At 48.0% G+C, this 14,808-nt stretch carries 12 protein-coding genes; 10 read left to right on the plus strand and 2 right to left on the minus strand.

Annotated elements, in window-relative coordinates:
• The first annotated feature begins 581 nt into the window (after window positions 1-581).
• Together RMY63_RS16340 and RMY63_RS16345 are read left to right on the plus strand one after the other, a co-directional pair.
• Window positions 582-2,093: a group II intron reverse transcriptase/maturase gene (locus tag RMY63_RS16340; RefSeq protein ID WP_322729706.1), complete on the plus strand. Its 1,512-nt coding sequence runs from the start codon at window positions 582-584 to the stop codon at window positions 2,091-2,093.
• A gap of 182 nt (window positions 2,094-2,275) precedes the next feature.
• The gene (locus RMY63_RS16345) at window positions 2,276-2,479 is read left to right on the plus strand and encodes a hypothetical protein (RefSeq protein WP_322729707.1); all 204 of its coding nucleotides are present in this window, start codon (window positions 2,276-2,278) and stop codon (window positions 2,477-2,479) included.
• Window positions 2,480-3,011: 532 nt separating this feature from the next.
• Here RMY63_RS16345 and RMY63_RS16350 read toward each other — a convergent pair.
• Together RMY63_RS16350 and RMY63_RS16355 are read right to left on the minus strand one after the other, a co-directional pair.
• Window positions 3,012-3,248, minus strand: coding sequence for an EF-hand domain-containing protein (locus RMY63_RS16350; protein WP_416212523.1), 237 nt, complete (start codon window positions 3,246-3,248; stop codon window positions 3,012-3,014).
• A 301-nt stretch (window positions 3,249-3,549) separates the two neighbouring features.
• The gene (locus RMY63_RS16355; RefSeq protein WP_322729709.1) at window positions 3,550-4,212 is read right to left on the minus strand and encodes a tyrosine-type recombinase/integrase; all 663 of its coding nucleotides are present in this window, start codon (window positions 4,210-4,212) and stop codon (window positions 3,550-3,552) included.
• Between the two features lie 224 nt (window positions 4,213-4,436).
• Here RMY63_RS16355 and RMY63_RS16360 point away from each other — a divergent pair, with 224 nt between their 5' ends.
• From RMY63_RS16360 to RMY63_RS16395, 8 genes are all read left to right on the plus strand, one after another.
• Entirely contained in the window at window positions 4,437-8,942 is a 4,506-nt protein-coding gene (locus RMY63_RS16360; protein WP_322729710.1) for a CHAT domain-containing tetratricopeptide repeat protein, read from the plus strand.
• Window positions 8,943-8,976: 34 nt separating this feature from the next.
• The gene (locus RMY63_RS16365; RefSeq protein WP_322729711.1) at window positions 8,977-9,360 is read left to right on the plus strand and encodes a hypothetical protein; all 384 of its coding nucleotides are present in this window, start codon (window positions 8,977-8,979) and stop codon (window positions 9,358-9,360) included.
• A gap of 15 nt (window positions 9,361-9,375) precedes the next feature.
• Window positions 9,376-10,254: a hypothetical protein gene (locus RMY63_RS16370; RefSeq protein WP_322729712.1), complete on the plus strand. Its 879-nt coding sequence runs from the start codon at window positions 9,376-9,378 to the stop codon at window positions 10,252-10,254.
• Window positions 10,255-10,677: 423 nt separating this feature from the next.
• Window positions 10,678-11,148, plus strand: a complete 471-nt coding sequence (locus RMY63_RS16375) for a hypothetical protein (protein ID WP_322729713.1) — start codon at window positions 10,678-10,680, stop codon at window positions 11,146-11,148.
• A complete protein-coding gene (locus tag RMY63_RS16380; RefSeq protein WP_322729714.1) occupies window positions 11,145-11,753 on the plus strand; it encodes a PIN domain-containing protein in 609 nt (202 codons plus the stop codon). Before RMY63_RS16375 ends, RMY63_RS16380 begins: the two co-directional genes overlap by 4 nt.
• Before the next feature lie 624 nt (window positions 11,754-12,377).
• Entirely contained in the window at window positions 12,378-12,686 is a 309-nt protein-coding gene (locus RMY63_RS16385; protein WP_322729715.1) for a type II toxin-antitoxin system Phd/YefM family antitoxin, read from the plus strand.
• A gap of 116 nt (window positions 12,687-12,802) precedes the next feature.
• The gene (locus tag RMY63_RS16390) at window positions 12,803-13,669 is read left to right on the plus strand and encodes a DNA adenine methylase (RefSeq protein ID WP_322729716.1); all 867 of its coding nucleotides are present in this window, start codon (window positions 12,803-12,805) and stop codon (window positions 13,667-13,669) included.
• Entirely contained in the window at window positions 13,636-14,769 is a 1,134-nt protein-coding gene (locus tag RMY63_RS16395) for a DNA methyltransferase (protein ID WP_322729717.1), read from the plus strand. Before RMY63_RS16390 ends, RMY63_RS16395 begins: the two co-directional genes overlap by 34 nt.
• The last annotated feature ends 39 nt before the right edge of the window (window positions 14,770-14,808 follow it).

Genomic DNA, 14,808 nt, shown 5'->3' on the forward strand with positions numbered 1-14,808 from the left:
CATGCACGGTTCTTAGGGGAGGGGAGAGCGGTGACGCTCTAACCTTACCCGACTAAATAACCTCACCAACCTGGCAGCAGATTACTGCCGTGAAAGGTTGAACTCTCGGTCTGATGCGGGTGCAAGCCCCGCCCAACAGACTCAGTTGTGACTCCCGACCTACCCACACCGACCAGACTCGGTTTCTGGAGAGTGAAGCTGGGAATAGGACGCAATCAGACATCCGTTGTGGGATGACACTGGCGTTAATGGGGTGTTCTTATGGTGAAAATAGAACCTAGAAAAACAACCTACTGCCACACGGGGCGCAACAACAAAAACCCCGATTTGACTGGAGACAAGACTATATTCCCGCCACACAACTGCCCAATAGTGGTATGAGTCTAGGGAATCCAGTGGTTGAATTGGTTCCACCTAACAGAACGAAACAATCTAACCGAGGGAACGAAGAAAAACGAATTGAAGGTCTAGGGGAGGTCGAACCCCAAGTAGGCTAGACGAGTAGCGGAACCCCCTCAATTCGGGTAGGACTGACTGTAACTGGTCAGAGGTGTTCAGAATACACGGAGTGGAGTCAGAGCATGATTGGACACAGCAGTAATGCTAGTGAATCTTGGAAGAACCTACCGTGGAAGCAATTCCGCAAAAACCTCTTCCGCCTACAAAAACGAGTGTACAAAGCCATTCGAGTCGGAAACAAGCGCAAAGCAAAGCTCCTACAAAAGCTGATACTGAAATCCACCTCGGCAAGATTACTGGCAATCCGTCAAGTAACTCAGCTAAATGCTGGGAAAAAGACAGCAGGAGTTGATGGTAAGGCATCGCTCACCTCTGAGCAAAGGCTAGAACTGAGCAACGAACTCAGAATCAAAGCCAACAACTGGTACCATCAACCACTACGGGAAATACCAATCCCCAAAAAGGACGGAAAAACCCGCATCCTGAAAGTCCCCACCATTGCGGATAGGGCTTGGCAGTGTCTAGTCAAAAACGCACTGGAACCAGCACACGAAGCAACTTTCCACTCCCGGAGCTACGGCTTCCGACCAGGACGTTCAGCATATGACGCACAAAAATACCTGTTCCAAAATCTAAGCTCCAAGGTACACGGAATAGAAAAACGAGTCATCGAACTCGATATCGAAAAATGCTTCGATAGGATAAACCACTCAGCCATTATGGAAAGACTCATCGCACCCGCGAGCATAAAACTCGGAATCTTCCGATGTCTCAAAGCAGGAGTCAATCCAGAGTTTCCTAAACAAGGAACTCCTCAAGGGGGAGTGGTGAGTCCTCTGCTAGCCAACATTGCGCTCAATGGAATAGAGGAGATTCACCAATCAGTCCGATACGCGGATGATATGGTTATTATACTCAAACCCAAAGATAACGCAGAAAAAACACTTGAAAACATCAGCCAATTTCTTGCCGAAAGAGGAATGAATGTCAGCGAAAAGAAAACCAAGCTGACCGCTTCGACAAATGGGTTTGATTTCCTCGGCTGGCACTTCAAGGTGCAAAGCAACGGAAAGTTCAGATGTATCCCTTCAGTGGACAACTTCAAAGCATTCCGTAAGAAAGTAAAACACATTGTCAACAACTCGAATTATGGTGCCACAGTCAAAGCTGAGAAATTAGCACCTGTGATTAGAGGATGGAGGAACTACCATCGCTACTGCAAAATGGAAGGTGCAAGACTTTCGCTGTACCACATCCAACACAGAGCGTTCAAGGTATTCAATAAGGAAGCCAAACAAAACCGCGAGTCTAGCAAACAAATGCTAGATAAAGCGTTCCCAACAATTCCTTACTCCGAAAATAAACACGTCAATGTTAAAGGAGAAAAATCACCTTTTGACGGAGACTTGACCTACTGGAGTGAGCGAAACAGCAAACTCTACGATGGCGAAACCTCTAAAGCCTTAAAACGGCAAAACCATAAATGTGGACATTGCGGGCTAAAAACGCTCAGTGAAGAGAAGGTGCATCTACATCATGTCGATGAAAACCACAAAAACTGGAAAATTAAAAACCTTCTAGCCGTTCACGAAAGCTGCCACGATTATATCCATACGGGCAAAAACGAAAGTTAAGAACATCGAAAGCTGGGTGCTGGGAAACCTGCACGCCCAGATTGAACAGAGAGGTGCGGCAGGTAATACTGCCCATCGACTCTAACAAGGAACCAATTTCGTTGGGGATTGTGACCCCTCCCAATTCTGTTGCTCCCAAATCGTTCGCGCAGCGTCTCCAAGAGTTGCGATGACCGAGGGCTGTGGGTTCGCTGCTGAGTTTTTCTACAGCGTTGGGTCAACAAGTGGCGATTTGTGACTGTTCAGTTATGCGTCGGGGTGAGTCAGTTTTTTTGCACCGTTGCGGTGGTAGGGCAATGCCATTGCCTGCTGGATATTATTGGCGGATGATGGCGGAACACCCATCAATGAGGATTTCTCAACTCGAAGTTAGGGATGGAAAGTGATGGGGCGCTTAGTGACTTTAGTCATGTTTAAGTGGTGACATTTGCTAGATATCTTTTCTTGATTATGCAGAATATAGGACTCCGATTTTATTTATGAAAATATACTGAGACTGAAAAGCCTGTTTTATCAGGGTTTTATCTGAAATATTCTTAGAGGAAAACCCAAGCGTAGGCGCAGCCTGTTGTAAACATCGCATACAAAAAAGCCCAGTCATCTCATAACTGGGCCTTTAGCTAAGTAGGTGGGCGTGAGATAACCAAAATGTGTAACAATAAGTAAATACAGTAAGTTAGAAAAGTTAAGTATAAAAAATGCCAGCACGTCTCAGGGTATTTTTAACCTTTTGGCAAATCGGCATCATAAAACTATGTTAAGTATAAACACTCTCAGGTAATTAACGTACTTTCCCGGACGCTGTATACCCCGCTAATTGAACGATAAGCAAAAGCCCCCGGATTTCCTTGATGAGAAAGTGCCGGGGCTAACGTTTGGGTTATTAGATTGTGTGGGTAACTTGGCGATCACTCGGAATTAATCTTCTAAATTACCTGCTGCTGAAACTGCTGTTTTTAATTCTTCAAAGGAAAGGCTACCGTCTGAGTCAGAATCATACTGTGTTAGCAGATTGTTGAAATTTCCGGTCTCAGCTAACGTTGATAAGTACAAAGCCTGATTCTTATTTGAGATCAGTTCATCAATAGTGACCTTGCCATCACCGTCTGAATCTAATTCGTTAAAAATCTTTTGAAGCTCTTGTTCGGTTGCCATAAAATTCTTTCTGATTAAATTTTCAATCTTAATCTTTTCAAAGTTTTGACAAAAACTCAAATCCTTGTGTGTTTATCCCTGGTAGCATGAAATGCCACCAGTACAACCTGTGAAGTTATTTTTTCAGTGATGGTAAGTGCTAAAAACGCTAGAGCGGTATGTTAGGTTGCTCAACTTGATTTAAGTTAGTTACGCTAAGATAGTGCCATAATTTACACACTATACTGAAAATACCTTGAGCTAAGGGAAAGGAATTTCGGTCTACCTAGACAAAACCAGCTTTAACCCATGTAATGATTACTTAGGCTTTCTTCCAGAGTCCTTTATAAGGTTCAGGAGATAGTTGTGTGTACCGAACTGTGTGCTGGATGTTCTTATGCCCCAAGTATCCTTGAATAGTCCGGGTATCGGTTTTCTCTCGTGCCAGGTAATAGCCGCAGGCATGGCGCAGCATGTGGGCGTGAACCGGGAAGGGCAGTTCTGCCAGCTTCCCCGCCTGCTCAATAATGCCACGGATGGAATCAGGAGCCAGCGGTGATTTACGCGATGACATGAAGATAAAGGGAGTGTTTGGGTAGTCCTTTTGCAGTTTCCGCAACGCCCGTAGTTCGTCGCCGTAGAGCGGATGAACCGCAGAGGAGCCGTTTTTGAGTCGGTTGACATGCAGCGTTGCCGCTGTGAAATCCACTTGTTCCCACCGCAAGCCAGCAACTTCCCCCACCCGCAACCCGTGCCGATACTGAAGCAGAACCAGCGTTGCATCCCGGTGCGCGTGTCTACCGCCATGTTTTTTAATGGCTTTCATCATCGCGTCCACTTCTGAGGGTAATAAATATTCCCGCGATCGCACTTCCTCATATCGGCGTTGATTCGGAGACTTGCGCCTAAAGACATCTGGCTCACCTTTTTCCGTTTTACCAACTTTCGGTGATTGGGTATCGAGTAAGGTATCCAGCGCAGACATACAACGAAACTCGACGGGACAAAGGTTAGCGTTACCGTCAGTATGCCAGATTTTTCTCGTTTTACCAGCTTTCGGTTATTTGTTGGGATTTAGGAGATTTTTTTTGTAAGAAATTATATTTGTAAAGAAGAGTCGGGACCAATCTGCGATGTTAAGAGGTCACAGAGGGAAGAATTGTTTGTTATATGATCAGTAAAAGCCAAGTGAAAGTGGAAGGCTAATTTATGACTGAACAACCGATAGAGGCATATGTGAACCTGGTTCAGCAGCTTCTAGGTTGTACCAATGGAGAACAATTGGTAATCTTACAGCAGCATGCTGATCTGGTAGATGGACGGCTGTTGGCAGTAATGTCGCAAATGGTAGATTTGCTGGAGCAGCACGGAAACCAAGACGCCGCAGCGTGGTTACAGCAGTTTGCCCAACAGTTGGCAGCAAGGTTGGCGGGAGAAGAGGGGACACCCATTGCTGAGTCGTCGATGCAGGAATCGGTAGCATTTTTGGTAGAAGTGCTGCAACTGGTTGCAGATAGTCGTGGGGATGCAAAACAGATATATCCCTTCCTAGCAGAGCATCAGCACCAATTTAATGACACGCTGTTGGAGGCAATGCCCATGGTTGCATCCAGTTTATTCAATGGGGATACAAATCAACTAACGTTTGTTGCGGCATTATTTGGCAAGTTGGGAAATTTAATCGCTCAGTTTCCCTTAGGAAAACGCAGGTTAAATTTAGAATTAGCCATTGCCGCCCACCAGTTGGCGTTGCAGATTTATACCCGTGAGGCATCCCCAAAAGATTGGGCAGGGACGCAGAACAATCTGGCAATTGCTTACAATGAACGCATTTTGGGAGACCGTGCTGAGAACCTCGAACAGGCCATTGCCGCCATCCAGTTGGCGTTGCAGGTTTATACCCGTGAGGCATTCCCAGAACATTGGGCACGGACGCAGATCAATCTGGCAAACGCTTACAGAGAACGCATTCGGGGAGACCGTGCCCATAACCTCGAACAGGCCATTGCCGCCATCCAGTTGGCGTTGCAGGTTTATACCCGTGAGGCACTCCCAAAAGATTGGGCAATGACGCAGCACAATCTGGCAAATGCTTACACTGATCGCATTCGGGGAGACCGTGCTGAGAACCTCGAACAGGCCATTGCCGCCTACCAGTTGGCGTTGCAGATTTATACCCGTGAGGTATTGCCAGAACAATGGGCAATGACGCAGAACAATCTGGCAAATGCTTACAGAGAACGCATTCGGGGAGACCGTGCTGAGAACCTCGAACAGGCCATTGCCGCCACCCAGTTGGCGTTGCAGGTTTATACCCGTGAGGCATTCCCAGAACATTGGGCACGGACGCAGATCAATCTGGCAGCAGCTTACAATGAACGCATTCGGGGAGACCGTGCTGAGAACCTCGAACAGGCTATTGCCGCCATCCAGTTGGCGTTGCAGGTTTATACCCGTGAGGCATTCCCAGAACATTGGGCACGGACGCAGAACAATCTGGCAAATGCTTACAGAGAACGCATTCGGGGAGACCGTGCTGAGAACCTCGAACTGGCCATTGCCGCCACCCAGTTGGCGTTGCAGGTTAGAACCCGTGAGGCATTCCCAAAAGATTGGGCAATGACGCAGAACAATCTGGCAGCAGCTTACAGAGACCGCATTCGGGGAGACCGTGCTGAGAACCTCGAACAGGCCATTGCCGCCACCCAGTTGGCGTTGCAGGTTTATACCCGTGAGGCATTCCCAAAAGATTGGGCAATGACGCAGCACAATCTGGCAGCAGCTTACAATGAACGCATTCGGGGAGACCGTGCTGAGAACCTCGAACAGGCCATTGCCGCCTACCAGTTGGCGTTGCAGGTTTATACCCGTGAGGCATTCCCAAAAGATTGGGCAAGAACGCAGCACAATCTGGCAATTGCTTACAGAGAACGCATTCGGGGAGACCGTGCTGAGAACCTCGAACTGGCCATTGCCGCCACCCAGTTGGCGTTGCAGGTTAGAACCCGTGAGGCATTCCCAAAAGATTGGGCAATGACGCAGCACAATCTGGCAAATGCTTACACTGATCGCATTCGGGGAGACCGTGCTGAGAACCTCGAACAGGCCATTGCCGCCTACCAGCTGACGTTGCAGGTTAGAACCCGTGAGGCACTCCCAAAAGATTGGGCAATGACGCAGCACAATCTGGCAAATGCTTACAGAGACCGCATTCGGGGAGACCGTGCTGAGAACCTCGAACAGGCCATTGCCGCCACCCAGTTGGCGTTGCAGGTTTATACCCGTGAGGCATTCCCAAAAGATTGGGCAATGACGCAGCACAATCTGGCAAATGCTTACAGAGACCGCATTCGGGGAGACCGTGCTGAGAACCTCGAACAGGCCATTGCCGCCACCCAGTTGGCGTTGCAGGTTAGAACCCGTGAGGCATTCCCAAAAGATTGGGCAATGACGCAGAACAATCTGGCAGCAGCTTACAGAGACCGCATTCGGGGAGACCGTGCTGAGAACCTCGAACTGGCCATTGCCGCCACCCAGTTGGCGTTGCAGGTTTATACCCGTGAGGCATTCCCAGAACATTGGGCACGGATGCAGAACAATCTGGCAATTGCTTACAGTGATCGCATTCGGGGAGACCGTGCTGAGAACCTCGAACAGGCCATTGCCGCCTACCAGTTGGCGTTACAGGTTAGAACCCGTGAGGCATTCCCAAAAGATTGGGCAAGAACGCAGCACAATCTGGCAGCAGCTTACAATGAACGCATTCGGGGAGACCGTGCTGAGAACCTCGAACAGGCCATTGCCGCCTACCAGTTGGCGTTGCAGGTTTATACCCGTGAGGCATTCCCAGAAGATTGGGCAAGAACGCAGTACAATCTGGCAAATGCTTACAGAGAACGCATTCGGGGAGACCGTGCCCATAACCTCGAACAGGCCATTGCCGCCTACCAGTTGAGCCTGGAAATCTATCGCCCTGAATTATTTCCAAATGATTGTCGGAGAACAGCCCGCAACCTCGGCAATCTCTACTTCGACCAACAACGCTGGATAGAAGCCACTTCCACCTATGAACAAGCATTGCAAGCCGCCGAAACTCTTTACCAAAGTGCCCTCTTCCTCGAGAGCCAAGCTGCCGAACTCTCCGAAACCAGCGATCTCCATCACCGCGCTGCCTACGCCCTCGCAAAGGCAGGGAAACTCCAGCGTGCCGTCCTTACCCTAGAGGAAGGACGCGCCCGTGGCTTAAGCGACACCCTGGCGCGGGAACGCGCCGACTTGGAACAACTCCAAACTACGGCTCCCAATCTGTATACCTGCTATGATCAAGCTGCCACTAAACTCCGCCAACTGGAAGACCAACAGCGCACCATTAGCACCCTCTCCACCTCCGAGCGTTACGGCATCACCCCCGACTATCTGCGTCAGCAAGTTTCTCAATCTCGCCAAGAATTAAATCTTGCCATTGCTGCTATCCGCCAAGTACCGGGATACAGCGATTTCCTCAAACCTCCTGACTTCACCGACATCATCAGCGCCCTCCCCCACGCGACGCCATTAGTCTATCTTGTCACCACTGCTGCGGGGGGGCTTGCCTTAATTGTCACTCAACAAATCGGCACTACCGAAATTTCTACCGCCACCGTGCATCCTCTCTGGCTCCAAGACCTGTCCGAAGCCTTCCTGCTGGAACTGCTCGACCGCTGGTTCGATGCCTACAATCAACAACAAGAAAACCGCCCTGCCTGGTTCGTCGCCATCGACCAAGGCACTGCCCAACTCTGGGAGCATCTCATGTCTCCCCTTATCCAACACTTGAGTGCCCTAAACTTTCACAAAGCCATCCTGATTCCCACCGGATACCTGGGGCTGCTACCCCTCCACGCTGCCTGGACTGAAGATCCAACAATCCTCACCGGACGGCACTATGCTCTCGATGCCGTCCACTTCACCTATGCCCCCAACGCTCGCTCCCTCAAAACAGCCCAGACCATTGCCAGTCGCATTATACCAGATTCCCTCCTCGCCATTGACGAACCCAACCACACCGAAGCCTCCCCCTTGCCCAACTCCCAACTGGAAATTGACACTGCCATTGCTACCTTCCCTCACCATCAGCGCCTACGCAATGCCGAAGCCACCAGTGCCGCTGTCCTTGATGCCCTGCCTCAGCACACCGTCCTGCACTTCTCCTGCCACGGCTTCGCTAATTTGAGAGAACCCCTTAACAGCGGACTGGCACTGGCAAACGAAGATATCCTCACCCTACGCGAAATCTTTAGCCTCAAGCTGACGGGCGTGAGGCTGGCTGTTCTCTCTGCCTGCGAAACGGGCTTACCCGGCATCGACCTCCCCGATGAGGTGATAAACCTCCCTATCGGCTTGCTTCAGGCTGGCGTTGCCGGAGTTGCTGCCTCCCTTTGGTCAGTCTCCGATTTCAGTACCATGATGCTAATGACCCGCTTCTATGACCTCTGGCGCATTGAGGGTCTGGAAATCAGCCAAGCCCTTCGTCAAGCCCAACAGTGGGTGCGAGATTCTACCAACGGTGAAAAAGCTGCCTACTTTAAAACTTCACTGCCTGAATTTGCTACTAACGTAAGAATACCTGCCCACATTGCCAGCTTTCTCTACCAGAAAGTCCGCCTATCAAACCCCAATGCACGAGATTTTCACCATCCCTTCCACTGGGCAGCCTTCCAGTATGTAGGTGTATAAACGCTCACTATTAGTAACTATAGTATAACCAATCATGTCTGAAGATTCATACATTTTAGAAGCTGCGCGTTCTATCCGCCCCTACCTAAGTGAGTTGCTTGAAGATGTAAAAGCAAAGGAGATTGATCAGCAAATAGCAAACCTACTTGCACAAGCTAGTACTGGACAATCAGTTGATAATCTTATACTGGAGCTTCTCTCTTCTCAAGATGCTACCCGCGAGTGGCTGTCCAAATTTCTCCAAGACAAACAGCAACCAGAGCATGAAAGAACTTTCTCTCCCTTACCCGGTCATACTTCAATAGTGAATGCTGCTAAATTTGTTTGTCCACAATGTGACTATATATGGTATCGTCCCAGAGTCGGCATCGAGCCACCCCTCTGCCCAAAGCACAATCAGCCTCTCGACCCAGCATAACCGCCAAGGTACATCATGTCAGCCAAATTCTTGGAAAACTTTGGCAGCAAATTAGCTGAACAATGGGTTGCCACGCTGCTCACGCCTGCTTTTGTCTTTTGGTTAGGCGGAGTTGCTGCTTTCCTACAACGCTTTGGCTGGAAATCTGCTAGTAGTTGGTTTGGTCAACAACCCCAACCTCTACAAATCGCCCTACTTGTTGGCGGATTCTGTCTGATCGCCGCCTCTGGTTTTGTGGTGCAACGCTTCGATCTACCTGTATTGCGATTTCTGGAAGGTTACTGGCATCCTTTGCTGCGTTCCCTGCGTCGTTGGTTTATTGCAAGAGAAACTAAACGCAGTCAACAAATTAGCGATCGCTGGCAACAACTCCTCCAAATTGACCCTGCTCAACTCACCGTCGAAGAGCGCAATGAATTGGTTCAACTGGATTGGCAGCAAATCTATTTTCCTTTACCCAACCAAATCATGCCCACTCGCCTGGGAAATATTCTCCATGCAGCTGAACAACGTCCCCTGGAAAAATATGGACTAGATGCTGTCATCTGCTGGTCTCGCCTGTGGCTTCTTCTCCCCGATGCTGTCAAAAAAGACTTGCAAGAGGCTCGTGCTGACTTAAACACCGCTGCTCGTGTTTGGCTGTGGAGTCTGCTATTTATCATTTGGACAATTTGGGCATGGTGGGCGGCTCCAGTGGGTATTATTTCCAGCATCTTTGCTTATTACTATTGGGCACTGGAAGCTGCAACAACATATGGCGAGCTAGTAGAAGCAGCATTTGATCTGCATCGCCACTTACTTTATCAGTCTCTGCGTTGGGGGCTGCCTGCTGATCCGAAGGAGGAACGTCGTGTGGGAAAAGAACTGACCGAATACCTGTGGCGAGGCCGCTGATTCGGCGTTGCACCTACAAGTGGTATGAGTAGCATTCGTGCAGAAAACCGAGTTAAGGGTAGCAGGTCAACGAAAGAGCCAAAAATTGTAATCTGGGGCTAAACACCTAATGTCTCCTGCTTGTGAGAGCCGTCACCCACCTTAGGTGTTTTACCAACCTTGGGTCAGAAGTTGGTAATTTAGGGAATGACCTCGAATGCCTTTGTCCATTGGAATCGGTAAATATAAAAATCGCTATCAACCAGAATCACGGTCTGCAAATACCCTGCTTGGCAAGTTTACAGGCGATCGCTTCATCTTCCATAAAAAGTTTTAAATTATACAAAAATTTTTCCAGTTGAGGTAATGACTTACAAAGAGTATCCTCTGTCAGAATAATCAGTCTGTAAAATAGATTTTATTCTTATAAAGTAGATTTTATTCATGTTTTCTAAGGAAGATAGTAACTGGGATTTATCCGTTGATGACCGTAGTGGTCAACGGATGCTCGTTGTCGAGGTGAAGACAAAACGTAATGCCTCGCCAGAGTGGGCTACGCGGCTTCGGCGCAATATCCTCGCCCACGGTACTTTTCCGAAAGCCCCTTATTTCCTGATGGTATTTCCAGATCGCTTCTATTTATGGACGGATGCTGATGACCAGCCAGAACAGAGTGAACCCGACTATAGTATTGATGCCCGCCCTGTTCTTCAGCCTTATTTTGAACAGGCGGGAGTAAGTGATGACCAAATCAGCGGTCAGAGCTTTGAACTGATCGTGGCATCGTGGCTAGGGGAAATTATTCATGCTGACAACCCCCTTAAAGACACCGATGCATCGCAGCAATGGCTGATAGAATCAGGGCTGTATGATGCTATAACAGGTGGAAATTTTGAGCATACGACCGCTGCGTGAACATTTACGTTGAAACCAACTTTGTTCTAGAACTAGCTTTTGGGCAGGAACAGTTTAGCAGCTGCGAACAGATTTTGCAGCTTTGTGAAGCGAGGCATGGGCAACTCGTCATTCCAGCCTATAGTCTAGCTGAACCCCATGAAAAACTAAGCTGTCAAGCCAAGAGTCGTAAGGAAATTCAACAAGCTCTTGATATTGAGCTACGGCAACTTTCACGTACAGCTTCTTACATGAGTCGTATCCGTAGTATTCAAGACATTGCCTTGTTACTGGTGCAGAGTAATGAGGAAGAACGAAATCGCTTTGTACAGTATCGGGAGCGACTGTTGAAAGTTGCACAAATCATTCCGCTGACTGCCGATATCCTCAACGAAGCAGCAGCGTGTGAGGTTCCTTACGATCTCAGTCCTCAAGATGCTCTGGTTTACGCATCAGTCATCACCCATCTGCGCCAACACTCACCAGCGGCAGCATGTTTTCTCAATCGGAACTCCAAAGATTTCGACAGTCCTGATATCGTTGATGAACTAAATAGATTGAATTGCAGGATGATACCAAGATTTGATCAGGGCTATGCTTTTATTCAATCACGTCTGTCGTCGTAAAGATTGTCGCAAAAGTGAACGATAGAAGAACTACTTATATAGCGGAACTCTTAAAGCTGGAGTAGCAGATTATTCTCTGAAATTATCCAACAGGGGAGAAGTGGCAGACAGAGATGAATATAGAATTATAAATATAAAATTCAGCAGATATTTCCTCACAAAAAGCTGATTATTTATAAGATGTACATTAAATAATTTTCAAAGTTTTAACTGCTTTTTTGTACTAATTCATAATGTATATTATGGTAAATAAACATTAAACTTCGTGGGTATTTACCATCCTGATTAACAAGATTGCCCACGAAAATTATCGTTTCTGTTATTGATATTTTGCTGTTTATCGCCGCAGCGCTATTTCCATCCAAAGAAGAATAAACCTAACAAGCGTGCAAAAAAGTATGAAAATTTTTGTTGGAAGCAATCGAAATAAATGGTCTCCTAATCACAGTGATTAAACCAAGTTAAAGGATAATTTTTGGATAAATAAATAAGAGATAAGCATTTTGATAATTTTTTATACACTTGTTAAGTTTTCCCCAACGTAGAGTGAAGAAAGTTATTGGATTTCTTAGTTTGATGCTATAACATGAAGTTCCATGAATATTTCATGTAAAGGTGACAGCTATGCTTGATGCACGGGAGATTTATCCCCTTTCGGACTTTCAGCGCAATGCCAAGCACTTCATTGAACACTTACAGGAAAGCCATAAACCGATTGTTCTCACTGTCAACGGTAAGGCATCGGTGATCATGCAGGATGCGGCATCGTATCAGAAATTATTGGATGAGTTGGAGTTAGTGCGGTCGGCTGCCACTATTCGCCAAGCGATCGCAGAAGTTGCCGAAGGAAAAGACCAGGATACGGTAGAAGCTTTGGAAGAATTGCGTTCAAAGTATGACATACCAGGTTACGAATCACCCCGACAGCGTTAGCCGATCTAAAGGTTTTTATCCCTTATTCTGGTTTCTCTACACTATATACGTTATATACATATACGTTACGTTTATTCTAAGTTTCGGGCATATCACTCCGGTTGAGGTTAGCTTGCATGGCGAAGAAAATTGCCTTTGGTTGGTATGGCGGTAAGTACAGTCATCTGGACTGGTTGTTGCCTTTGTTGCCTAAAGCAACCCACTACTGCGAACCTTTTGGTGGGTCGGCTGCGGTACTGTTGAACCGGAAACCTGCCCCTGTGGAGACTTACAACGATATAGATGGCGAGGTGGTGAACTTTTTTCGGGTGCTGCGCGACCAACAAGACGAACTCATGCAAGCGATCGGGCTAACGCCATTTTCGCGGGAAGAATTTCGGACAGCGATCGCCCAGGAAGAGGATTTATCCGATCTAGAACGGGCAAGACGCTTTTTTATCCGGGCCCGACAAGTCAGGACAGGTTTGGCACAAACCGCCAGTGAAGGGCGATGGGCCCACTGCAAACTGACCAGTCGTGCGGGCATGGCGGGGGCGGTTTCCCGATGGCTGGGCAGTGTAGAAGGTTTGTCAGAAATCGTTCAGCGACTTTTGCGCGTCCAAATTGAGAACGACCCAGCCATTGACATTATTCAACGCTATGACAGCCCAGAAACTTTATTTTACTGTGATCCCCCGTATCCGCATGACTCCCGTGGAGATAGCAAGGCTTATGCACACGAGATGACCGACGACGACCACCGATCGCTTGCCCGTGTTTTGCAGGCTGTTCAAGGCAAAGTTGCCCTTTCGGGGTATGATTGTCCGTTGATGCAGGAACTATACGGTGACTGGAACTGTATCAAAGCACCTCTGAAGCACTGTCATTCTATCAAGCAATTACGGCAGGAAGTGCTTTGGGTCAATTATGATCTGGCAACCTCCACGCTTAATCTTGCAGAAAGCATTCCATGTCAACAACCCCAGCAGTTATCCTTGATGTAGCCTTCCAAAGAGCCGAAGCGTCGATAGGGCAGCCGATTGTCACTTCCCCTAGTATTGCTGAAAAAGTTGACTATGTGTCGCGCTATGTAGGCAACCGTGCGGTGGTTCGTTTGTTGCTTGCCTGCTCGTTGGCAGCAATTCACCGTCCAGAGGTTGACATCCGCAAACCTTACACTGAGATAGCCACACCAGATGCCTACTCTGGGCGATACTACGATGAAAATTTTGTTACCGCCTTTATCAACAGGCACGAGCTCCCGTGTAATCCCACCACCGCTTTTCTGACCCCTGCCCTGCGTAACCGCAATGTTACGTTGACCCCATCTGTCAATCTGGTGGGAAGACCCCCCAAACTTTACGAAGCCGCCTTGCAATTACTTGATGAAGTTCAAGAAGGAAGGATAACAGCAGAGGATCTGCTAACAGAAACTATCCGTTGTCTTCTGATTGCCCGAAACGAGAAGCGCCAGCGCATGACAACCCTGCTGGCTGACCTCAAAAAATCTGAAGATGCTATCCCTCTGTCAGCAGAGGAAATCGTTACACTCCTTAAACAGCATTTGGATTGTCGAGGTTCAAGCCGTCTACCTGTCTTAATTGTCGCTGCCGCGTATCAAGCAGCACAACAGTATATCGGAGAGCGTTTTCTACCCCTAGAAGCGCATAATGCGGCAGATCAGCAGACAGGGGCCCTGGGAGATATGGAAATCACACTGGTTGACGATCAGCAGGTCATCACCAGCTATGAAATGAAGACCCGACGTGTCACTGTGGAGGATATTGACCGTGCCTTGCAGAAAATCAACATCACAGGCAAGCGGGTTGACAACTATATATTTATTACAACAGATGTGATTGATGAGCGGGTGCGGGAATATGCCGCAACAATGTACGACCGTACAGGCGGCATAGAGATTGTGGTGTTGGATTGCCTAAGCTTTTTACGGCACTTTTTGCATTTGTTTCATCGGCTGCGATCGCAATTTCTGGAAGCGTATCAACAGCTTGTGCTGGCAGAACCAGAAAGCGCTATCAGTCAACCGCTCAAAGAAGCTTTTTTAGCATTAAGACAAGCTGCCGAAAGTGCAAGAGAGTTTTGAGCGTTTGAGGCACTAATTTGTCATAATTTTTACTGTTAC

Source organism: Nostoc sp. ChiQUE01b, assembly GCF_034531255.1.
Taxonomy (GTDB): domain Bacteria; phylum Cyanobacteriota; class Cyanobacteriia; order Cyanobacteriales; family Nostocaceae; genus Nostoc.